This window comes from Aestuariivivens sediminis, from assembly GCF_022662105.1.
Lineage (GTDB): Bacteria > Bacteroidota > Bacteroidia > Flavobacteriales > Flavobacteriaceae > Aestuariivivens > Aestuariivivens sediminis.
The window spans coordinates 968,502-992,363 of sequence record NZ_JAKMCP010000001.1 but is presented as its reverse complement, the minus strand read 5'-3'; the positions used below and the strand labels follow the sequence as shown (position 1 = coordinate 992,363).

At 41.0% G+C, this 23,862-nt stretch carries 14 protein-coding genes; 11 read left to right on the top strand and 3 right to left on the bottom strand.

Going from position 1 to position 23,862, the window contains the following annotated elements; translation table 11 throughout:
- Nucleotides 1-2 precede the first annotated feature (2 nt).
- Nucleotides 3-3,311, bottom strand: coding sequence for a DUF1553 domain-containing protein (locus MR054_RS04145; protein WP_242156299.1), 3,309 nt, complete (start codon nucleotides 3,309-3,311; stop codon nucleotides 3-5).
- Nucleotides 3,312-3,688: 377 nt separating this feature from the next.
- Here MR054_RS04145 and MR054_RS04140 point away from each other — a divergent pair, with 377 nt between their 5' ends.
- The 9 genes from MR054_RS04140 (at nucleotide 3,689) to MR054_RS04100 (ending at nucleotide 16,621) form a co-directional block, all read left to right on the top strand.
- Nucleotides 3,689-5,020 carry a B12-binding domain-containing radical SAM protein gene (locus MR054_RS04140; RefSeq protein ID WP_242156298.1) on the top strand — a complete coding sequence of 444 codons (1,332 nt, stop codon included), beginning with the start codon at nucleotides 3,689-3,691 and terminating at the stop codon, nucleotides 5,018-5,020.
- 43 nt (nucleotides 5,021-5,063) lie between these two features.
- The gene (locus tag MR054_RS04135; protein WP_242156297.1) at nucleotides 5,064-6,584 is read left to right on the top strand and encodes a B12-binding domain-containing radical SAM protein; all 1,521 of its coding nucleotides are present in this window, start codon (nucleotides 5,064-5,066) and stop codon (nucleotides 6,582-6,584) included.
- Between the two features lie 11 nt (nucleotides 6,585-6,595).
- Nucleotides 6,596-7,648, top strand: coding sequence for a hypothetical protein (locus MR054_RS04130; RefSeq protein WP_242156296.1), 1,053 nt, complete (start codon nucleotides 6,596-6,598; stop codon nucleotides 7,646-7,648).
- On the top strand, nucleotides 7,632-10,445 hold the full coding sequence (locus tag MR054_RS04125) for an aminotransferase class III-fold pyridoxal phosphate-dependent enzyme (RefSeq protein WP_242156295.1): 2,814 nt from the start codon (nucleotides 7,632-7,634) through the stop codon (nucleotides 10,443-10,445). Before MR054_RS04130 ends, MR054_RS04125 begins: the two co-directional genes overlap by 17 nt.
- A 16-nt stretch (nucleotides 10,446-10,461) precedes the next feature.
- The gene (locus tag MR054_RS04120) at nucleotides 10,462-11,601 is read left to right on the top strand and encodes a hypothetical protein (protein ID WP_242156294.1); all 1,140 of its coding nucleotides are present in this window, start codon (nucleotides 10,462-10,464) and stop codon (nucleotides 11,599-11,601) included.
- Nucleotides 11,591-12,931, top strand: coding sequence for a cytochrome P450 (locus tag MR054_RS04115; protein WP_242156293.1), 1,341 nt, complete (start codon nucleotides 11,591-11,593; stop codon nucleotides 12,929-12,931). The genes MR054_RS04120 and MR054_RS04115 overlap by 11 nt, the downstream gene beginning before the upstream one ends.
- 42 nt (nucleotides 12,932-12,973) lie before the next feature.
- Complete coding sequence (locus tag MR054_RS04110; protein WP_242156292.1) at nucleotides 12,974-13,585, top strand: methyltransferase family protein; 612 nt, start codon at nucleotides 12,974-12,976, stop codon at nucleotides 13,583-13,585.
- 12 nt (nucleotides 13,586-13,597) lie between these two features.
- Nucleotides 13,598-14,341 carry a methyltransferase domain-containing protein gene (locus MR054_RS04105; protein WP_242156291.1) on the top strand — a complete coding sequence of 248 codons (744 nt, stop codon included), beginning with the start codon at nucleotides 13,598-13,600 and terminating at the stop codon, nucleotides 14,339-14,341.
- Between the two features lie 63 nt (nucleotides 14,342-14,404).
- Complete coding sequence (locus tag MR054_RS04100; RefSeq protein ID WP_242156290.1) at nucleotides 14,405-16,621, top strand: efflux RND transporter permease subunit; 2,217 nt, start codon at nucleotides 14,405-14,407, stop codon at nucleotides 16,619-16,621.
- Nucleotides 16,622-16,632: 11 nt separating this feature from the next.
- On the opposite strand, the gene MR054_RS04095 is transcribed toward MR054_RS04100, so the two are convergent.
- Both MR054_RS04095 and MR054_RS04090 read right to left on the bottom strand, forming a co-directional pair.
- Nucleotides 16,633-17,676 (bottom strand): cupin-like domain-containing protein, encoded by a 1,044-nt coding sequence (locus MR054_RS04095; protein WP_242156289.1) that lies wholly within the window; start codon nucleotides 17,674-17,676, stop codon nucleotides 16,633-16,635.
- Between the two features lie 626 nt (nucleotides 17,677-18,302).
- Nucleotides 18,303-18,893 carry an RNA polymerase sigma factor gene (locus MR054_RS04090; protein WP_242156288.1) on the bottom strand — a complete coding sequence of 197 codons (591 nt, stop codon included), beginning with the start codon at nucleotides 18,891-18,893 and terminating at the stop codon, nucleotides 18,303-18,305.
- Nucleotides 18,894-19,018: 125 nt separating this feature from the next.
- Between MR054_RS04090 and MR054_RS04085 the strand changes: the two genes are divergently transcribed.
- Nucleotides 19,019-20,194 (top strand): FecR family protein, encoded by a 1,176-nt coding sequence (locus MR054_RS04085; RefSeq protein ID WP_242156287.1) that lies wholly within the window; start codon nucleotides 19,019-19,021, stop codon nucleotides 20,192-20,194.
- A gap of 158 nt (nucleotides 20,195-20,352) precedes the next feature.
- On the top strand, nucleotides 20,353-23,862 hold the full coding sequence (locus MR054_RS04080) for a SusC/RagA family TonB-linked outer membrane protein (RefSeq protein WP_242156286.1): 3,510 nt from the start codon (nucleotides 20,353-20,355) through the stop codon (nucleotides 23,860-23,862).

Genomic DNA, 23,862 nt, shown 5'->3' with positions numbered 1-23,862 from the left:
GTTTAGCGTTTCATATAGGATTCGTCAAAATTGAATATGGTACTGACTACCAGGGCCAGGGCTGCTGTTTTTTCTTTGGATAACACGGTGTCAAAGGGCCGCTCCCCAACAGACAAAATGGAATCCGACAACAGCGGTTCCCGTTCAAATTGCCGTAAGGACTGTTCATACTGGTCTTGAAGCACGGTCAGCTGGGCAGTATTGGGTTTTAGACCGGTGGATCGTCTGAATGCCGATACGATCTGTTGGGTGACACTATCCGGAAATTCCTTTTGGACCTTTTCAGACAGGACTCGTGATGCCTCTACAAACTGTGGATCATTCAAAAGCGTCAGGGCCTGCAGCGGCGTACTTGTCGTATTGCGCCGTATGGTGCAGATTTCCCTGGAAGTGGCATCAAAATTTATCATGGTTGGATTAGGCGCGAATCGTCTGGAGAAGGTATAAAGACTGCGTCGGTATAACTTGTTGCCTTTGTCCTGCTCATAGGTCTTCAAGGTTTCGGAAGACATTCCAACTTCTTTCCAAAGGCCTTCAGGCTGATAGGGTTTAACACTGGGTCCTCCGATGTCTTCAACCAATAATCCGCTCGCCTTCAGGGCATGGTCACGAATCATTTCTGCCGGCCAGCGATACGATGGACTCCGAGCCAGATATCTGTTTTCGGGATCCGTCTCACGCAAGCTTTCGGGACAGTAGGAGGTTTGCCTGTAGGCATGGGACAGCACCATTTGTTTGATGCTGCGCTTGATATCCCAACCATGGTCCTTAAAATCGACAGCAAGCCAATCCAACAATTCGGGATGACTCGGACGTTCCCCCTGGCTTCCGAAATCTTCAGCGGTTTTAACCAATCCTCTCCCGAAGATCATCTGCCAGTATCGATTCACGGCTACCCGGGCAACAATGGGATTTTTATCATCAAAAAGCCACCTGGCCAGCCCGAGTCTGTTTTTGGGGAAATCACTGCGGTATGGAAGCACCTTATCGATTCCTCCGGGTTCAACCGCCTCACCATGCTGATTATAAATGCCTTTCTCCAGGATATAGGTCTTTCGTGGGAGCTTCATGTCTTCCATTACCATCAATTCGTTCGCGCTGTCCAGAATCTTACCCATTTGAATTCTGGTTTCACGGATTCCCTTTCTTTTCACAGCCAAAGCGGGATCCTTTAAAAACCAGTACTCCTCTTTTATTGCTTCTGAATTCGAATCTATTTCGGCTTCACCCAGCGTGGCCATTTCCCACTGCGATAACTGATGATCATAAATTTTGATGTCGTCAATGGCGCCTTGGAACAGGCCCAGATCTTCGGTCCATAGGCGAAAGCTTCTTCCCACTTTCAGAGGAATGGAATCGCGTTTCATTTTAAAGCTCACCGGGATCATCGATCGTTTGAGCTGGTCCGAATGGGTTTGGGTTTTAACTTTTCTGCCATTCAGAAAAATAGAGATGCCCTTCGCCGATTTGCTGCCGTCATATGTGAACCCGATATGCTGCCAGGTGTTGGCAGGAATGGGACTTAAAGTACTTACGGAACAAAGCTCATCCGGCAAACGACGGATCAGTCTGACCCGAACATGATTGAGGGAATCCAATGCGAGTTCCCAACCACGATGAAATTGGAATACCGTACCGGAATTGCCTATAATGGTCTGCGAGGCTCCTACGGTGTCCTTTTCGGTACGGATCCAGGTGCTTACGCTAAAAGGATCGAAATGGTCGAACTCCCCAATTTTCCGCAGGTATATCTCATCATATTCCTCATTGAAATAGGCGGCCTTACCATATTTTCCCTCTGTGAGTGTGATGTTTAAATTGGCCTCGGCGTCCGTATTGTCATCCAGCATCTGTAATTCCTTATACTCCTTCTTTTTTGCTTTCTTTTTTGCCTTCTTTTTATCTTTTTCCTCCTCCTCGTCTTTCTTTTTCTTGATTTCTTTTTTATACGGTTTTATGGTATTAAAGGCGTAGTGGCCCATGGGCTCTGAAACGATGCCTTTTGGAAGGGGTTTATGATATTGGGAACGGGCTTCTCTTTTTAGCTGTTCTACTGCTTTTTCTTCGGTTTGAAGCGATGCCAGGTAGGTGTTGATTTTGGATTTCTCCTCATCATTAAGGAGCATAAGGGTAGGTGCCCTATCCGAATCTGCCGGGGCGAGACCATATTCCATGGTATGGTTAAAAAATGCTGACATCTGATAGAATTCCTTTTGAGTGATAGGATCAAATTTGTGGTCATGGCATTTCGCACATTCCAGGGTAAGTCCGAGAAGCGCGGTTCCGGTAACTCCGGCCCTTTCATTCACATATTCAATACGAAACTCTTCATCTATGGACCCTGCCGAACCTTCCAAAGGGTTCATTCTTACAAATGCGGTTGCTATGCGGGACTGTTCATCGGCATCCGGAATAAGATCCCCGGCCAGTTGGTGGGTGATGAACGTATTGTAGGGCATATTGTTTTTGAAGGCCTTTATCACCCAATCCCGAAAGGGCCATGAGGTTCGGGAGCCATCAAAGGACATGCCATGAGAGTCTGAATAACGGGATACATCCATCCATTCCTGAGTCATGCGTTCAGCAAAAGCATCCGTCAGTAACAACCGGTCGACCACCTGTTCATAGGCCTCTTCCGAAGGATCATTCAGAAAGGCATCAATCTCCGCTACCGTTGGGGGCAAACCCGTAAGATCCATGGTTACCCGTCGAATCAAATGTGCTCTATCCGTTTCCGAAGCGGGTTGCAGACCCAGCTGCTCCAAATTATTTTGAATGAAATAATCGATGTCATTCCGTCTTGGCCAGTCGTTGGATAACTCGGGTATGGCCGGTTTTTTCAAAGCAAGAAACGACCAGTGTTCCTTCCATTGGGAACCTTGCTCGATCCATTTGGCGATCATGGCAATCTCACGGGCGGACATTGTGAGTTCCGAATCGGGAGGTGGCATCATCACATTGGGATCATCACTTAATAGTCTGTGAATCGCTTCACTCTTGCGCAAACTGCCTTTTACAAATGCATGATGGCCGGATTCCAGTCTTTTAAAGGCTGCTTCTTCAACATCCAGCCGCAATCCGGCCTTTCTTGTCTGGTCATCCGGGCCATGACAGGTATAACAGCGGTCGGATAGAATGGGTTTAATATGGAAGTTATAGTCGACAATTTCAGGTAAGGAGGCATAAGCCTGAGAAATTTCCTTGGGCAAACGTCCTGAACATCCAAAATTCATCCAAATAAAGAATAGGAGAACAGGATATGTCCATCCTCTGGATGGAGAACGCGATTTATTTAAAGATAGGATACCCAATAAATGGTTTAGTTAGTGGATTTAAAGATAGCTTATTTTGAACAATTTTAACTGCGGCGGGCATATTATTTGATCGGGATGGTCCGGTACCGTGCAGAAAGAGACCTCATGAGGAAGGTGAACAGCCAAAGGATAATCCGGATCGGGGGGATCATCCATGGGCTAGAGGACTATGTATCCAATACAAAGCCGGAACCCACACCGGCCCTACCTCTACCGGATGCAGAATTAATAAATGTGAACACCGAATAGTTATTTACATGAGATATTTCTTATATTTATCTGATTTTGGTTTTATAAGTCAAGATCGTATCCGATGCTTTAGCTACCCATAGTCCCTGTTTACTTTTACTTCCAACTTGGAGTATAATTTTAATGTGAGTAAAGCGAGAATTCTTCTAATAAGCCCAACGGGCTTGGATAGGGAGGGAAACCCTATTGTACAGCGAAAAACCTATTTGCCGGGATTAACCATGCCTCAACTGGCGGCTATAACTCCGGATGATTTTGAGGTTACTTGTGTTTCTGAAACTTCGGAGCCCATTCCATGGGATGAGAAATGGGATATTGTCGGGCTTACGGGAATGGGAGGCGCCGGAGTGATCCGGGCGTATCAAATTGGGGACGAATTCAGAAAACGGGGAGCGATAGTGGTCATGGGAGGTATCGCTATTTCATTATTTGATGATGCCATGACCAAACCCCATACCGATGTGATCATTAAAGGAGAAGCGGAAGATACCTGGCCACGGTTTTTAAGGGACTATCTGAACGATGAGATCAAGCCTATTTATACCATGGAAAAAGTTCCCGATGTCACGGCTTTTCCACCCCCCTCCTATGATAAATTCAACGCCAAGTATTATGGGTTCTGGAGACCCGTTCAAGCCACTCGCGGATGTCCTTTTCCATGTACATTTTGTTCCATTTCAGAGTTTTTTAAACGGAGTTACCGCAAAAGACCGGTCGACCAGGTGATAAGGGACGTTAGGGCGGCAAAAGCCCATGGGAGTAAGTACATAACGTTTATTGATGATAACATAGGCGTAGATTTTAATTACTGCAAAGCATTATGGACTGCCTTGATCCCGGAAAAGATCATATGGGCCAGTCAGTGTAGTTTGCAAATCGCCAAGGAGGATGAGATGCTTCAGCTGGCCTACGACAGCGGGTGTAGAATTTTGTCCTTTGGAATAGAAACGGTTAACGAGGAGAGTCTTACCCATATCGACAAGGAGTGGAACGATCCTAAGAATTACGGCACCGCCTTCGCCAACATAAAAAAGCATGGCATTGAAATTAGTACAGAGATGATCCTGGGGCTTGATGGCGATGACGAGACTGTTTTTGACCGTACGTTTAAATTCCTTATGACCCATAAAATTGCATTACCAAGGATGTACATTTTAACCCCGGTACCCGGAACCCCCATGTATAATCAATTAATGGAGGAAGGCCGAATTTTTGATTTTGACTTTAAGAAATATGTAGGAGGTTCTGCCGTTTTTCATCCTAAAAGGATGTCGGCACAAACCCTGCAGGAAGGCTATTGGAATCTGTATAAACGCTTGTATTCCACTAAAAATATCATAAAACGATTAAAAGGAAATCCTGCCGGATTAAATTATTTCATGAGATTATTTGTCTTTGGGACAAATATGATCTATCAAAACCACATTCGACGCGGGATCACCCCCGGAATTGTGTAGTGTTTTTTTGAGGTAACAGAAGGTTTAAATTAAAACTAGAGATATGAAAATTTTATTAGTTCGTCCACCGGTGCCAAAACATACCATCGGACTCAAGCACATCATGATCTGTGAGCCCCTGGAATTGGAATATGTTGCCGCAAATCTCGAAAGACATGAACTAATGCTATTTGATCATTTGGTGGAACGCGGGTTTAAACAACGGTTTTTGGATTTCAATCCGGACGTTGTGGTGAGTAGCTGTTATAAAACGGGGACGAATGAAGTGTTGAAAATATTCCGCTATGTAAAATCGGTGAAATCCGATTGCATTACGGTGGTAGGTGGCGTTCACGCCACCCTGGTTCCGCAGGATTTTGCCGATATCTCTGTCGACATTATAGGCATGGGAGATGGCACCATGGTCATGCCTGAAATCATTGATGCTATTGAATACGGAACCTCCCTGACGGAGGTTTCCGGAATTGCCATTCCTTATGGGGAAGGGAAATTGTATAGCACCAAAAAAAGGGCCTACATGCCCAAACCGGACGATTTACCGTTCCCAAGCCGCAGCCTGGTGTCCCACCTTCGACATAAGTACTATTACCTGATGCATCGTCCCGTGGCAACGATGAAAACCACATGGGGATGCTGGTATAAATGCAACTTCTGTTTTACCTGGAAAATTACCGATGGACTGCCATACAGCAGGTCCCCACAATCCATTGTAGCGGAATTGTTGACCATAGAATCCGATGAAATTTATATTGTCGACGACATCTTCCTCATCAATAAAAGCAGGCTCAATGAACTATCAAGACTTATTCGGAAACATAACATTAAGAAAAACTATCTCTGTTATGCGCGAGCGGATTTCGTGGCGGAAAATGAAGATATTATTGCGCATTGGGCGCAATTGGGACTCAAGGCTGTTTTTATTGGTCTTGAGGCTACCACGGATGAAGAATTGGACGGCATGAACAAACAGTTGCCGGCCTATTGCAATATTGAAGCCATTAAGGTGTTAAGAAAACATGAGATTGACACTTACGGATCACTTATTCCGGGCCCGGATTACACTAAAGCGGATTGGAGACGTCTTGCAAAATTTATTAATGATAACCATTTATATTATGTCAATATATCTCCGGCAACCCCTTTACCCGGCGCTGAAAATTATCATGAATTCAAAGACCAGCTTACGGTTCCCGAGGATGCACACAGCTTGTTTGACCTGTCTCATCAATTGTCTCCAACTAAAGTTTCATTAAAGGCGTATTACTGGGAGCTTCTAAAACTTTATGCGCAAACGACGCTAAACATGAGAAGTGCACGTGTAAACACCTTTAGAACCCTTCCATCCATTTGGACACGCGATTACTGGAGGCTGATACTGGGTGCGTTGAAGATTGGCAGACAATTTTTATTCAGTTACACCCATCACTCCCCAAAGGAGATAAGAAGATCAAGATTTAAAGGACCACGTCCTGAAAACCTAACCTTTAGCGATAAATTTAGGCATGACGCATTTAAAGCATTCATACATAGTTCCGAAAAGGTGCCCTCTGAAGTTCCAATGTAATACCGGTTGAAGTGAGTATTGAAAAAGTTAACAAGGTTCAAGAATTAAGTCCCGAATGGGACCATATCGCGCATTCCATCTATCAGAAGCGTTCCTTCTTGTCGCACTTGGAACGGACGAATCATTCGAATCAGCGCTATTATACGCTCCATGAAAAGGGGGTTTTATGTGCCGGAGCGGTAGTGTATTCCTTAAAGATTAATCTCTTTACCTTTTCAAAACTGGAACTTAAACTTCCCATGCAGGTTATTGGATTACCCATTTCAAATGACGAAAGCGGTGTATGGGGAAGTGATCCCTATGTGGAGACGCTTTTGTCCCATATATTTCGGAAGGAACGCGGGATAGTGCTCTGTTTAAATTACGCACAGGACCTGCCCAACTTCAAGACCATTAACATGACCTCTTTGCCCAGTATGATTTTTCAAATAGAACATGACAGTTGGGAGGGGTACATGCAGGCATTGAGACATCCATATCGCAGACGTATCCTAAAAGCACTGGATAAAACAGCTACTGTTACCGGACGTAGGGAACCTTGTGGGGCATTTACAGAACGCCATTATGAACTCTATCTTGAGGTGGTTAAACGCTCGAAAACCAAACTTGAAATATTGAGTATGGCCTTTTTTAAAACCCTTCCGGAACCCTTTAATCTGAATTCCTTTTACGATAACGAAAAACTGTTGTACTGGAATATTACGCTGGAGGAAAATAAGACCCTTTATTTCCTTTTTGGAGGACTGGATTATAAGGCCCGGGATACGTATGATTCCTATACCAATAATTTGATTGAGATCATCAAGGAAGGAATCCATAGAGAATGTCATGTCATAAATCTTGGTCAAACCGCCGAAATTTCCAAAGCCCGGTTTGGAGCCTATAAAAGGAATAATAAAATGTGTCTCTATCATCATAACAGGATGATTCGATGGCTTTTCAACAGCCTGAGAAACCAGTTGAGCTATACATCGCATACCGGGGGCCATCGTGTTTATCATGAGGATAAGGTCCCAATGAGTGACATTTCAAAAAATAAAATGCATTATGCAGGAATCTCATAATACAAGCTATACGAAACCCTATTTGCAGGAGTTGTTGTCTATTTTAAAACTGGACAAGGAATTTCATCATGCCAAAGGGAATTACTTGTATAGTGATGCGGGACAAGAGCAGGTAAAATATCTTGATCTCGCAGGGGGCTATGGTTCGTTGCTTCTTGGGCATAATCATCCGGATCTCATAAGAACAGCGCAGGAATTGCTCGGAGACCATGTCTGTGCCCACCATCAATTATCTAAAAAATCAAAATTGGATGCCCTTTGCCATAAGATCAATGACCTTATAGGTTCTCAAACCCGTGCGAACTACACGACCATGGTTCTCAATTCCGGAACCGAAGCTGTTGAAGCCGCGATAAAGCATGCCATGCTGACGTTTTATAATAAACTCATGGCAATCGATAATGACCTGTCCAGGGAACTGATGAATATTCAGGAATCGTTTTTTAACACCTGTCCTCAGAGCCCCCTTATGTATAACGATTATGAAATTCATTCCATCGAGGCGTTACGGTCTCTCATGGAATCATTGAATAAGAATTCAAATACATACCGACCAAAAATTGTAGCTTCAAATAAGTCCTTTCACGGTAAAACCTTAGGGGCGCTTTCCGTTACCTCCAATCAAGCCTTTAGGATGCCATTTTTAAGGAATGCCCCCTTTGAAACGATCTATCTGGATATAAATACGGAATGCCCCGAAGCCCTGTTTAAAGAAAATGAGATTGAGATTTCCATACCAAAAGTATCCAAGGACGGAAAACTTGTATTTAAAACGAAGACTTTCAATTTAATTGCCGCCGCGATCCTGGAACCCATCATTGGAGAAGGGGGCATACATGTGGTGTCGAAGGAATTCCTGACGGATTTAAGGAGATTCACCAAAGCGTATAACATTCCGTTGATTTTCGATGAGATCCAATGTGGGTGCTTTAGAACAGGACCGTTTCTAGCCTCCTTTCATCACAAGGTCAGTGCCGATTACTATATTTTAGGGAAATCCCTAGGGGGCGGACTTGCCAAAATAAGCGCCGTAGCCATTGAAAAGCGGTTGTACATCCCTGAGTTTGATGTCTTGCATTCATCCACCTTTGCCGAAGATGACTACAGTACGGTTATGGCGCATAAAAGTCTTGAATTACTGGAAAAAAACTGTCACAGGATACCGGGCGTAAGTGCCTGTTTATTTGATGCTTTGGTGGATTTACAGAACCGATACCCTCAAATTATACGCGAAGTAAGAGGCCTGGGACTGATGATTGGAATCCGTTTTGAAAGTATGGATTACAGCACCAGTTTTGGACTTCAGGGGATATCCCGTTCCAATTATTTTGGGTATGTCTTGTCAGCGTATTTACTTAATGAAAAGCATATCAGGGTTTCCGTAACCCTGTCGGACCCCAGAACCCTTAGACTCCTACCTTCTTTATTTATGGATAAAGCGGAGATCAATCAATGGATTGAGGCCTTGGAGGAATTATGTAAAATTTTGATGTATGGCGATTTCTACGCATTGATATCCTTTCTGTTGCCCAAAAGAGGGCAACATCTCCGACCTGTTTCAAATTTTAATCCCCAAAGGGTAAAATGGGATGAAATGGACGGTAGCATGGATGAGGTTGGGTTTTTGCTCCACTATATAGATGTGCATACCATTCGGGCTTATTTGCCTTCCCTGGATATTTTACCGGAGGACCTGGTTCTTTATCTGATAGAAAGACTAAGCCCTTTTTCTGAACCCGTAGTGATTGGTCGCAACAGAATAAAGGATGCCGCGGGCCGGGAAATTTGTATCAGTTTTGTAGGGCTGTCCTTTACCGCTAAAATGATCATTGATGATATGCGGGAGTCTATGGGGAATATCATAAAATATCAGGGGATTTGTAATAAAGGCATTGACCTTTTATACCATCTGGGAATTACCAAAATAGGTCTTGGACAATACAATTCAATGATCATGCAAAACGGTAAGGCCATAACCAATCCCCATATTCGAGTGACAACGGGCAATGGTTATACCGCCTTTACCGTAGTGCAAAAAGTATATGAAGCCATAATAAACCGTAAAGGGCAATCCACCAAACTGGCCGTAATTGGTGCAGGGGGTAACATAGCCAAAGTATTATCCACCATGGTGGCGGATCAATGCGATAAAATGCTGTTATTGGGGCGGTTTAATGGCAACCCGAATAAACTCATGGACCATGCCGGGTTTTTAATACAGGAAATCTTAAAGGACCTTGCGGAAGGGAAGGCGTACGACAATGTGATCTATGATCAAATTAACCGGCTCGATATGGACAAGGGTGCTTCAGAGCATCAATCAAGTTCCCATTATGTCAACATTTGGAACGCCTACACTAAGCAATTTGAGTCCGATAAGAAAATTGAAATTGGGACGGATTTAAATCGCCTTCGTGATTGCGATGTGATCGTAGTGGCTACCAGCGATCCAACCCCCTTCCTTAATAAAGCCTATTTAAAAAAAGGAGCGTTTATATGTGATATCTCCGTTCCGTTAAACTGTGAAAAGGACTTGCTGGAAGACAAGGATTTTCAAGTGGTAAAGGGCGGTATAGTGAGGTTGGTTAACGGTGAAAATCTGTATCCTCCCGGTCTTTTTTTAGAGGATGGACAAGCCTTTGCATGCATGGCTGAAACGATGCTTATGGGCTTTGAACAGGATCGGGACCCCTATTCATTTGGCGAAATTTCGAAGGCATTGGTGATCGCATTGGGAAATCGGGTGCTAAACCATGGGTTTATAGAAGGTGCTCAGGTTAAAGAAATGGCAGATTAGGCAAATTTTGTAGGCTATGGCTATAATTATTGAGGTAAATACTAAAAAAGAGTTAAGACAGTTCATTGATTTTCCACGCCGGCTTTATGAACATCAACCAAATTATATTTCCGATCTTGATATCACTCTAAAAGGCAGGTTAAGTCGTCGAAATCCCTTTTTAAAGCATTCTGAAATGGCTTTATTTCTTGCCAAAGAATCCAAAGAAGGGAAAATCGTTGGAAGGATTGCCGCCATATGGAATAAGACCCACCTGGATAAGTATAATGATTCCTGTGGGTTTTTCGGTTTTTTTGATGCCATTGACGATGTGCAAATCTGCAAAATGCTTTTAGACCAGGCCTGTATTTGGTTAAGATCCAAAGGCATTAAAGCCATTATTGGGCCAACCAATCCGACGACCAATGATTCCTGCGGTATCCTGTGTAAGGGATTTGAATATCCAAATCAAATCAACATGCCCTACAATTATCCCTATTATGATACTCTATTAAAAGCCGTTGGATGTACCGGGGTGATCGATCTTGTGGCCTATGAGATCTTTGAAAAGCCCCAATTGGAAAAATATGCGAATATCATGCGCAGGGCAGAAGGGCACCTTCATAGGAATAACATAGAAATAAGGGCGATGTCGCCAAAAACCTATACATCGGACATCACCAAATTAAGGATGGCCTACAACGCATGCAATGAGGGCAGTTGGGGATTCATGCCTCTTAATCAAGTGGAATTCGAATATTTGGCCTCCGAGTTAAAATCCATTATGCCCTACGATCTGGCCTTGTTTGCCGAAGTCGAAGGGGAGATCGTTGGGTATATCATTGCCGTTCCTGATTTCAACCAGGTATTACGGAAAATTCGCAATGGTAAACTTTTTCCATTCGGAATCTTTAAAATTTTAAAGTATCGCAAATCCATTCAATCAGCGCGCGTGATGTTAATCGGTATCAAGGATACGTATCGGGGAACAGGGATGGATCTGGTATTATATCAAAAAATCACAGAGGCCCTGCATCAACAGCATATATTTCATTGTGAGGCGGGTTACGTCATGTCCACCAATAAGACCATGAACTCATTACTATTGAAAATAGGAGGGTCTCCGACAAAACACTACAGATTGTATAAGAAACAACTATCGGAACATGTTAGTTAATACCATAAAAGAAGAACATCAGGCAAGCGGACCATCCCTACTGGAATTTTTCAGGGGAGCAACGAGGTTTCCTGCATTTCATTTTTATGATCTTATGGCAAAATATGGCGATGTGGTTGCATGTGGTCCTTATTTTTATCTCATCAATCATCCGGATATCGCAAAGGATATATTAAATCGGGATCAAAAGGATTTTTCCCAAAACGATTTTATTGGTCGGCGGGTCACAACGCTGTTTGGCCATGGGATGGTGACCAGTCAAGGGGAATTATGGTCCTCACAGAGACGGTTGTTGAATCCGGTGTTCAGTCACCATCAATTACATGAGCAAATGGATGAGGCTTTAGAACAGATCGACAGCGAACTGGACCTATGGGGGCAATCCCTTGAAAATAATGACCAAATCGATCTTGCGGATGTCATGGGGACATGGGCCATAATGATTTCAGGGCGCTTGTTATTTCACAGCGACCTTAGGGAATATGTGGGGAAAATAAAACATGTGGTTAAAACAGGAACAGGTTACATCGCCAAGGGTCTTCCATTTTATATGCCGCTTTGGGTGCCGTCACCGGTACACTTAAAAATTAAAAAAATCTCTAAACAGATTGATGATATCCTTGAAGCCATTATACAACAACGGCAATTGGAAGCATTCGATAATGATGACCTGGCAGGTACATTAATGCAAAGTCTGGGGAAAAAATCAGCTTCCGCATATGAAAAACGGGTGATGCTGGACGAAATGAAAACCATGCTTGCCGGAGGCTATTTTCCCATTTCCTGTAGTCTTTCAATGCTATGGTATGCCCTGGGAGAACAGCCGAAGTATTATAAAAAAATGTGCGATGAAATACGTTCCAAACCTGCAGATTATACATTCCATCAAAATTTTTATCACGATTTTCCGATCACCACTTCCATAGTTTTTGAAGCGATGCGGTTGTATCCCGTGGCGTTTTCCATTTGGCGTAAAGCTAAAGTAAACTTTACATCCCATGGCGTTAAGATCCCGAAGGGCAAGTCCGTTTGCATTTCACTTTTCAATATACACAGGCACCCTGAATTTTGGGAGCAACCCGATTCATTTATGCCGGAACGATTTACGAACGCAAACGCAAAGACCAGACCGAAACATTATTTTATGCCCTTTGGATGGGGGAATAGAAAATGTATTGGAGACCATTATGCGATAATGGTTATATTTTTAACCCTCATACGCACCTTGCAACGCTTCGATGTGGAGATCTGTCATGAACCCCTTAGGGTTCGCAGAGCTGCATTGATTTGCCCAAAAAGAGTGCCTGCTAAGATCAAATGGATGACCTGAGGGGTACAACAGCATCAGGAGTTCATTAAAAGCTTTAATAAGATGAAAACACAGTTATTCTACAGCATTTTTTTAATAACATTCTTCGTAGTGTATATCCTTGTTCTATATGTGTTCAATATAAAGGCGTTCAGGAATAAATATCATATTGAGCCAAGGGTTGTGACAAAAAGCGATGCCGTGATGTATAAATTACAATTGTACCGTAATGGCATATTCTTCGGTCTCATGATGAATATTATGGTGTATGCCTTTTTTCCAACCTATTATGAGCTATTGGTCCCCATCCCCTATTTGGAGATCCCATTTTTGAAGGGTATTGGTGTGGTTGTATTAATAGGATCATTGCTGTTAACACGATTCTCTCAGATGCAACTAAAGGGGGCGTGGAGAATTGGCATAGATTCCAGTGAAACCCATGGCACACTCGTAACCGATGGGATATACAAGGTATCGCGGAATCCCATTGCTTTAGGGATGCTTTTAAGCACCATTGGGTTATTTTTGGTGACACCCAATATGATCACTTTTTCCATAATTATTTTAGTGCATCTCATTTTTTCAATCCGAATCCTGTTGGAGGAGGAACATTTGTATAAATTACATGGAGAGGCCTATGAAAGGTACCGAAATAGAACCAGAAAATGGATTTAAAACTATAAATCAATGGAGCCTATGGAATCATCGGAAGCTATAGAGAAAATTATTTTATCAAGAGACGGGGACTGGGAATTCGACCATCAGGTGTCCTTGGTTTTTGATGATCATGTGAGGAAATCCATACCTTGCTATAACGACATTCAGGAACTCATAGGTATTTTGTCTAAAAGAATCCTTTCTCATAACAGCCTGGTGTATGATCTGGGAACGGCTACAGGCGAAATAATTCGAAGTATTCATCGGGCCAATCCAAACACAAAAATAAGATACGTTGGCGTCGATAAATCCGTGTCCATGTTAAAGGTGGCCAGGGAAAAATGCAGAACTATGAAGCAGGTGACCTTTTATAACCAGGACCTTGAAACGTTTACATTTAAACCGGCTGAGCTTATTGTAGCCGCCTTTACGTTTCAATTCATTAAAACCGAACACAGACCCTTCATTTTGGAAAGCATATACAAAGCGCTGAAGCCCAACGGCCATTTCATATTGTGTGAAAAGATAAGTTATGCGGACGCTGCCGAACATGATTTTTTCGTTAATGTCCATCATACGTGGAAAGAAAATCATTTTACTTTTGAGGAGATCAGGGCCAAAAAGGAGCGTCTGAAACATATTATGCAACCCTTAACCCTTGAGGAGAACATGGCCTTATTAGGTCAGGCAAATTTTGAGCATCCCCAGCTTTTTTTTAAGTGGTGCAATTTTGCCTGTATTCTGGCAAAGAAGGCAATGGTCGACCACCTGTAATAACCTAAATATCATGATCCTATTGATAACAAAATGGTAACCTATTTAATTAAATACAGGTATTTGATTTTAGGACTGGTTATCGTGTTGACCTTGTTTTTTAGCACCAGGGCGACCCAAATACAGGTCAATGCCGATTCCGCCCAGTATTTCCATAAAAATGATTCCGATTATGCCTTTTATGAAAGGATGAAATCTGAAATAAAAACGGAGGAGAACCTGGTCATCCTTGCCATAGACCATAAGCGGGATGTGTTCAACAGGTCTTTTATGCTTCAGGTTCAAAAATTATCGGATAGATTAAAACAAATTAAAAATGTTGAACACGTCAAGGGGCTTCATAATTTATCCTATCCGGTAAACACCCTTTTCGGAATGATGGAGCTTCCTTATTTGAAGTTAGAGGATAGCATCGATGTATCCAGGTATAAAACAAAAATAGTTAAGGATTTTGAGACGACGAATCTTTTTATAAATCAAGCGGGGACCGCCTTATTTCTTTGGATTGAACTCCGTGAGGGCCTTGACAAGGATCAGGAAGATCTGTTGTTTGATGAGATCAATGCGCTCAGAAGCGCTTTTACCGGATCGACAACCTATTTATGGGGGCGAAAATATATTGAATTTTCCTTTAAGAAGCTTCTGTTTAAAGAATTCAAGAGCTTTATGCATTGGGTCTTTATATTCCTCTTTTTGGCCTTATTGTTTATTTTCAAAAGATGGCAAGCCATAATATTTCCAACGCTGGTGGTGCTTATTTCCATAATTGTCTTTTTAGGATTCATGGTTGTGCTGGACAAACCATTGGGGATGATGTCCAGTATATTCCCCACGATTATTTTAATCGTTGGGGTATCGGATGTCATTCACCTGGCGATTAAATACGATGTGGAACGCCATCGCGGAAAATCGGCAAAAGAAGCGACCCATATCGCCCTTCGGGAGATAGGCTGGACCACTTTTATTACCTCCATCACGACTGCCATAGGGTTCTTTACCCTTATCATTGCGCCAATGAAGGCCATGAGAGATCTTGGTCTGGAATCCGGGATTATCGTCATGTTCACCTATTTGCTCACCATGTTATTGTTACCGGCATTTTTTGCCAATGAAAATGTGAAGGGGTTTTTTGCGATTGGCCGTTATTTTGATGGTTTCTTTCAAAGGATATTTACCATAACACAAAACATCCAGAAACATCCAAATAAGATATTCATGTTTTACGGGGCGCTGATCGCCCTGGGCGGGTGCGGGATTTTTTTTATAAACACCAATAGCCTGGAGTATAAGATTCCAAGGGACAGTGAATTGAAAAAAGATCATGTGTTTTTTGAAGACCATTTTGGAGGATCAAGACGCTTTGAACTCGTTATTGAAGCTGAGGAAGATCATAGATTGAATGACCCCGTGATTCTCAAGGCCTTATTCAGGGTGCATGACTATCTTTCAAAGCACGAGAAACTTCATGCGGTAAAGTCCCCCATATTATATTATACAACCATTCAAAAGGCCATGCATCCTTCCGCAGCAGGGGCTCATGATTTTAAGTTCAATGAAAAGACGATAAGGGACTATGAAAAGGGGTTTGGGAAAGGCAATCGAGACAATTATTTGTTTAATACTGAAAAGACGGTGTTTAAATTTAAGGCACAAACCGGTTTACTGGGACGAGAGGATGTAGAAAAACTGAACCGGGACATTCTGAATCATGTCCATCAAATAATAGCAGATCAGCCGGTTCATGCCAGGATGTCGGGAATGGATTTTCTTATGGATGTATCGCAGAAAAAAAGTATCAATAGTATGTTACTCGGGCTGCTTCTGGCCATGTTGGTGGTTTCTTTAACTCTGGGCGTCATATTTAAAAACATGGCCTTGATGCTCTTAGCCCTGGTGTTGAATTTTATCCCACTGGTCGTTACCGCCGGGATAATGGGTTTTACGGGACTGGAATTAAGAGGTGAAATTTCTTTGATTTTTACGATTGGCTTTGTGATTGCTGTAGATGATACCATTCATCTGTTGAGTAAATTTCAATGGGAAAGGAAAATGGGAAAAGGTATTGAAGAGGCCATATATATTGCTCAAAAAGAATGTGGTAAGGCCATATTGGCGACCAGTATCATATTGATAGGAGGGTTTTTGGTCTTAATAAAATCGACTACGGTAACCATTGCTACGCTCGGCCTGTTTATGGCCATAATCATCATTATAGCCCTGTCGGTAGATTTAATTCTAGCGCCCATGTTGGTATTGACATGGTTTAGAAAACAGTTGTAAGGCCGTCAGTGTTACGTCTTTGAGAAAATGGAGTTCAGCAAGCCCTTGTTAACACCTTTAAAGAACAACATGTATAAGGTTTGAGGGTAAACCGATTTGATGGGATGCCTTAAAGCTTCCACAACCTGACAAACATGAAAAACAGGGACGTTACTGGCCTTTCCCGGCGCGAGGTATCGCGTGGCACAACCCAGGGTAAAGGGATCCAGATTTCTTACCGAGTGCCACCACCATGGCGGATTGAACAATACATCTCCTTCCTGGAGCACAACTTTGTAAACGGGAATTCGTTTGAAATACGGATAGGTATCGGTAATGGCGTCCCATTGGTTTAACAGTGATTTTTCCACACCTGCTACGGCATAGGTGCCATATTTGCTTACAAGCGGGGAAAGCAAGGGGGTATAGGACGGATGAATGAAGTGCCATTCTTTGCGTCCCTTGATATTCAGGAACATGTTGTCGCCATTCGCGCAATGTAAGGACGTTCCGGTTTGGGTAGATCTGGAAATAAACCATTGGTCGACCACATGTCTGGCCCCTCTTAATGCCTCAATGCGCCTTCCCTCACAGGAGTCATAAAAATCGGTTTTCCCAAATAAGGAATGATGGTTGTTTATATAATAATTTTCATAGGCCTTCAACGTACAAAAGTCCTTTACGGATAGGTCTTGTAATTTAACCTCCTCCCCTAGAAAGCTGGAAATATCCGGAGGGATACATTGCACGGTCTGATCTCCAAAATGGGTGCTTAACCATGGGATGGACCAGGTTTGACATGCCTTGGAATTTTTGATAAATCCTCTCAGTACAATCGGCATATTCACCTGCTTTCTCCATCGGGCAAATTCCTTAGGGGTAATATGCTCCGGGGCGACTTCAGGTAAGGGCAAAATGCTATTGAATTCTTCTGTATTCTTTAATAGGAATTCATCATGTAGGCGTTGCTGAAGGCGTTTGGGAGCGCCGCCATGTTCAGACGGCATCTCTTCAAAATGCTGGGTTTGATTTTTGCGAAATATGAAATTAAATAGAAATGATGAGGCCCATTTCATTCTGATATTGGATGACAGTTGGCAGGTGGGAACAGTCTCCTTGTAGCCAATGATATTGCGAAAAGAATGGGTCCTTACCATTTGTTAAATTAAAAAGCGCTCACCGGGGTATGGTTTAAACGCATCAGCAAGGCTAACGCGTTTGGTATACCCTGAAAACTCCGGAAAATGATATCTTAAAAATAACGGTTTTAACCGAAGTAATCAATAATAAGTGTCATTAGTTTATGAGAAGTTTCAGGAAAATGATGAGGGTAACGCGTTGTGCATTTTGAATAAAATTTGTCAATTCGAGTGAATTTTACGATTGAAAATGAGTAAAATTAGTATCGAGAATCAAATTTTAGTTCTTAAACTCGTGTTCTCGATACAATTTTCTATCGAAAATTACTCGAACTGACATTCATTTGTAACAAATAAATCAAAATACACAACGGATGAGGATATCGTTTTTTATTGCAAACCCCGGCCATGGCCGACAGGGAGATCAGGGCCCTGAAAATAAAGATTAGATATTCCGGAGAAGCACCTGAAGTGTGCCTTTAACCAGAATGGAACTGATTTTAATGGGGAATAGATCAAGGGATCACGTTCTAAAAACCCCTGAAGACTGACGTATTACAGAGTTATATTTTTCCGGTTCTCCCGAACAACAAAAACAAAATGGCCTTCAATTTCTGCCCTAACTCTTCGCGTAATATAAGGTAAGCTCTACGGATATGGCCCTCGACCGTTTTCATGGAAATATTGAGGTATTCTGAAATTTCAACATTGGTAAGCCCGTCTTTTTTACTCAGCAAAAAGACTTCTTTACATTTATGGGGTAAGGCTTCAATGCCGCTTTTTAAAATAGCAATCTTTTGAGGCAATAACGCAGCATGGCTATCATCAACCGCTTCATTCAAAGCTTCAATATAGATTTTATTCAATGCGGATGTCATTTGTTTTCTGTGATAGAGATTAACAAATTCGTTATACGCTATCTTGTAAAGAAAATTTTTAATCTTACGCTCACTTTTAAGCCTTAAACGAAATTCCCAGGTTTTAATGAAAACATCTTGTGTAATATCTTCGGCCATATCATGATCATTACACAAATTCAAGGCATAGATAAAAAGGGGTTTATGAAAGGTGTTCACCAAATAGGTATACGCCAATTCATTTCCTTTTTGTAAATCCTTTATCAATTGTGCGTTATCTTTATAGCTATAAGCCATGATCTAAAAATGAAGGGATTAAGTTGTAAATGTTATAAATAATTTATTAAAAAGTAAAATTTTATTTAAAAAAATAGAGGGTACTGACATTCTCATTTGTATAAATAATAACGAAGCACTCAAAGATGACTCCAAAAATTGAAAAATTAATTATCAGGTATGTCACGAATTCTGCAACCGCAGAAGATTTGGACATCCTAACCGAATGGATAAAAGATCCGGTCCATAAAAAACAATTTGAAAATTATGTGCATACCAATTATGCCATTGTTTACAGTGTGAATGATCCAAGCCCCAAAAATGCCCTGGACCGGTTACTGAGTCAGATTCGTAAGGAAAAATCGTGGCGTTATAGGCTAAGAACACAATCGATTTACAGATATGCAACAGCCGCCATTCTGGTGGGTATTTTGGCTACGGCTTATGTCTTTAAGGATAATTTATTCACGACATCCGTTGAGGATGGTGGTGCCCCTGCCATAGTGAATACCCATGTTATTGAACCGGGTACCGATAAAGCCATACTGACTTTAGAGGATGGCTCCCAGATAGCCCTGGAAAAAGGGAATGCCATTCAAACCCCAAACGCCTCAAGTAATGGCGAGGAAATCATTTATAAAAATAAGGATGAGAATTTAGTTGAGTTAGTTTTTAATTATCTGACGGTACCAAGAGGCGGGCAGTTTTTTATAGAGCTGTCCGATGGTACCAAAGTGTGGTTGAACTCCGAATCGCAACTAAAATATCCGGTAAATTTTATGGAGGGTCAAATACGAGAAGTGGAATTGGTGTATGGTGAGGCCTATTTTGAGGTATCTCCGAGTACTGCGCATAAGGGGGCCAAATTTAGAGTGTTGAATCCATCTCAGGAAGTAGAGGTATTGGGTACAGCCTTTAACATTAAGGCCTATAAGGACGAGACCAATATTTACACCACCCTGGTGGAGGGCAAGGTGTTGGTAGGTCCTGCGGAACGTAAACAACGATTGGTTCCTAATCAACAGCTGGATTTTGATCTTCAAACGCATACAACGACCATTAAGGAGGTTGATGTGTACAATGAGGTGTCTTGGAAAGATGGGATTTTTACTTTTGAAGGAATGTCCTTGAAAGAAATTACAAAAGTACTCTCACGTTGGTACGATATTAATTTTGTTTTTGAAGACAAAGCTGTTGAAGAGAATAAGTTCAATGGGTTATTAAAAAGAAAATTAAAAATCAACGAAATTCTTGATATTATTAAAAACTATGGAAAAATCAAAGCCTATGAAATAAACGAAAAAACCATTGCTATAAGATAAAAAGGGACAAAGCACTTGAAATTTGCGGTTTCACTTCATCCCTTTCTTTTTGTAGTGTATTAATTTAATGTTTAACTAAACTAACACCATTCAAATTTATGCAAATTAAATTTATTCTCGGCTGTTCTCATGTTCGAAAACGGCTCCTGCTGATTATTATGAAGACATTTATCTTTTTATTGTGTACCACTCTTTTTGGTTTTAACTCAATTAACACCTTTTCCCAAGAGAAAATAAAAATTGAAAAAGATAAGATTGTTTCTGTTTATCAGGTATTTAAAATTATTACCAAACAAACAGATTTTAGCTTTATTTACCCTGAAGAATTGTTCAAGGATGCCCCTAAAATCCAATTAAAAAAAGGGATTATTGAGCTAAAAGAGCTTTTAGATTATACATTGTCCAATAGTAGTGTTGAATTCAACCTTTCTGAAAATAATGTGATTGTAATCAATGAGCCTAATGTGGCGGAATCAAACACGTATAAGTATCAGGATCTTCAGGTTAATGGAAAAGTTCATGATGAAAATGGACAACCTCTACCGGGAGCCAATATTTTAGAAAAAGGCACTACAAATGGCACACAAACCGATTTTGATGGAGCTTTTACATTAAATGTAAAAGATGCAAATTCAATATTGGTAATCTCATATATTGGATATAAAACACAGGCAATCCCGGTAAGCGAACAAACAAACCTGAATATTACACTTGTAGAAGATGCTTCAGCATTGGATGAAATAGTAGTTGTAGGGTATGGCACTGTTAAAAAAGAGAATTTAACAGGAGCAGTTGAATCTATTAGTTCTCAACAAATAGAGAATAATATTGGTCCAAACACAAGTCAAATTTTACAAGGAGTGGCACCTAACCTAAACATTACCTTAGATAATGGAAGCATTAATGAAGAAGCTAATATTGATATTAGAGGTATAGGGTCTATTAATGGGGGTAGTCCTTTAATTTTGATAGACGGGGTTCAAGGAAATCTTAATAGAATTAACCCTAGAGATATCGCGTCTATTTCCGTTTTAAAGGATGCCGCCTCAGCTGCTATATATGGTGCAAGGGCAGCATTTGGAGTTATTTTGATTACCACGAAAAATGCAAGATCTGGTGACATTAGAATAAGCTACAATACAAATTATGGCTGGAGTTCACCTACCATTAGAACAGATAATTTTATTACTGACGGTTTAGAGTGGGCACGTTTAAGTGACAAATTAAGCCTTTTGGAAAACACCAGTACATATTTGGGTTATGGTGCAGAGGACTACGCTTATTTGGAAGCAAGGAGATTAGATCCAACACTTCCGTCTGTTTTAATTAAAGATGTGAATGGGGCCGAGCGTTACGTACATTATGGGAATACCGATTGGTGGAACACCTTGTTTAGTGACCAACAAATGTCCGCTGAACATAATTTGAGTCTTTCAGGAGGTAGTGAAAAAATGAATTTTTACCTATCCGGCAGATATTATAAAAGAGATGGTATTTATAAAGTCAATAAAGATGTTCTCAATACGTATACACTTCGAGCTAAAATCGAAGCAAAGCCATATGATTGGTTAACGGTTGGGAATTCAATTAATGTTTTTAACAAAGACTATTCTGAACCCGCAACTAATGCAAGAAGAGTTAGTGGCTCTGATAATAGTGAAGATTGGAGAAAATATACATTTCATGCATCACCGTTGTATTTGCCTAGAAATCCGGATGGTTCATTTATCATAAGAGGAGCTTATACAAACAACAGAGATATTGCAGATGGAACATTTGCGGATATTTTGAATGGAAAAAGTAGAGCGGAAGAAGATGATTTTGAAGTGTTTAATACAACCTCGGTTGCCTTAAAACTTGCAAAAGGGTTGGAAATTAAAGGGGACTACAGTTTTAGAAATCGAAACCAAAGCGAATGGGTTAGAATCATTTCAACACCATTTACAAATCAGCCAAATGGGGCGGGAGTTTCTTTATACAAAGAGAATACTCAAATTTATAAAGAATTGGAACGCCGAACACTTTATCAAGCTGTAAATGCTTATGCAGATTACACATTTAATCCATTAAAGGATCACACGTTTTCTGCTTTAGTGGGTTATAATCAGGAATGGAATACATTTAAAAGGAATATTGCAAGCAGAAATGGAAATCTTTCGGAGAATCTTAATTCCTTCAATTTAGCAACTGGGGATAATATTTTCCTTACTTCAACAGAGGAGGAATGGGCCATTAGAGCTGGGTTTTTCAGGGTAAAGTATAATATGCTGGATAAATATTTAATTGAGTTTAATGGCAGATTTGATTTGTCTTCACGATTTCCTGTCGATAACAGACTGGGTCTGTTCCCTTCAACTTCAGTGGCATGGAAATTAAGTGAAGAGGACTTTTGGACAGGGATAAAACCCCTTATAGGCACTGTGAAATTAAGAGGATCATTCGGTTCACTTGGAAACCAAAACATAGGTGCTTATGATTATATATCAACTCTGGACGTTAGACAAAGTAATTATATCGTAGATGGTAGCAGGATAAACTATTTATCTACTCCAGATCCTGTTTCCTCAAATTTCACATGGGAGACTTCTGAGACTTTAGATTTTGGTATAGATATAGCAGCCTTTAATAATAGATTTACAACAACTTTTGATTGGTATCGTAGAGATATCAAAGATATGTTAACGCAAGGAGCTCAATTACCTTCGGTGTTTGGGGCTAATGAACCAGATGAAAATGCAGCAGATTTACGTACAAAAGGTTTTGAACTTTCTTTAAAGTGGAAAGACCAATTTAATATAGCAAACAAACCATTTCAGTATAACATTGGCTTTATCCTTGGTGATAGTAGAACGCATATTACAAAGTTCGACAACCCGAATGGCGACATTGAACAATTTTATGTTGGTCAGGAATTGGGTGAGATTTGGGGTTATACCGTTGAAGGATTTTTTCAGACCGATGACGAATACCTATCTCATGCAGACCAGACAAGAGTTAATGAAAGAATTCAAAATAACTACCTGATTAATCATCCTGTAGCTGGTGATATTAAATTTACGGATGTAGACGGAGACGGAGCTATTACCCCAGGTGATAGGACATTATCAAATCCGGGAGATTTAAAACGCATTGGTAATAGTAATCCAAGATATAATTATGGTATTACTTTAGGGGCTGATTATGCAGGTTTTGACCTAAGCGTATTTGCACAAGGAATAATGCAACGCGATTGGAATCCTGGAACGGATAATGGGTTTTTCTGGGGGCCATTTGCGCGACAGTATCAAAACTTTTATCCAAAAAGTGTAGAAAGTAATTCTTGGACACCGGATAACCCAAATGCCTATTTTCCCAGATTGGCAGTATATGCAGAACGTGGCGGGCCTTATGAAGGGGCACAGTTGGGAGTTAATTCAGATAAGTACCTCCAAAATGCAGCATATCTCAGAATAAAGAATATAACGTTTGGATATACTTTACCTGAAAATATTTCAAAAAAACTGCATATAAGTAGTTTAAGGCTATATGCTACCGGTACCAACTTATTCACATTTTCTCCATTATATAAAAATAATCCTGATCGTACTGTAGATCCTGAGCAATTAGGGAATGGAAATGATTATCCATTTACCAAAACCTACGTATTCGGACTTGATATAAAACTCTAA

What these genes read in the sequence shown, in the direction of transcription:
- MR054_RS04135 (WP_242156297.1), top strand. Translation starts at nt 5,064, where the DNA reads ATGAAAATTTTATTAGTTCGTCCACCGGTGCCAAAACATACCATCGGA.
- MR054_RS04090 (WP_242156288.1), bottom strand. Translation starts at nt 18,893, where the DNA reads ATGGCTTATAGCTATAAAGATAACGCACAATTGATAAAGGATTTACAA.
- MR054_RS04110 (WP_242156292.1), top strand. Translation starts at nt 12,974, where the DNA reads ATGAAAACACAGTTATTCTACAGCATTTTTTTAATAACATTCTTCGTA.
- MR054_RS04105 (WP_242156291.1), top strand. Translation starts at nt 13,598, where the DNA reads ATGGAGCCTATGGAATCATCGGAAGCTATAGAGAAAATTATTTTATCA.
- MR054_RS04125 (WP_242156295.1), top strand. Translation starts at nt 7,632, where the DNA reads ATGCAGGAATCTCATAATACAAGCTATACGAAACCCTATTTGCAGGAG.
- MR054_RS04080 (WP_242156286.1), top strand. Translation starts at nt 20,353, where the DNA reads ATGAAGACATTTATCTTTTTATTGTGTACCACTCTTTTTGGTTTTAAC.
- MR054_RS04085 (WP_242156287.1), top strand. Translation starts at nt 19,019, where the DNA reads ATGACTCCAAAAATTGAAAAATTAATTATCAGGTATGTCACGAATTCT.
- MR054_RS04095 (WP_242156289.1), bottom strand. Translation starts at nt 17,676, where the DNA reads ATGAAATGGGCCTCATCATTTCTATTTAATTTCATATTTCGCAAAAAT.
- MR054_RS04115 (WP_242156293.1), top strand. Translation starts at nt 11,591, where the DNA reads ATGTTAGTTAATACCATAAAAGAAGAACATCAGGCAAGCGGACCATCC.
- MR054_RS04120 (WP_242156294.1), top strand. Translation starts at nt 10,462, where the DNA reads ATGGCTATAATTATTGAGGTAAATACTAAAAAAGAGTTAAGACAGTTC.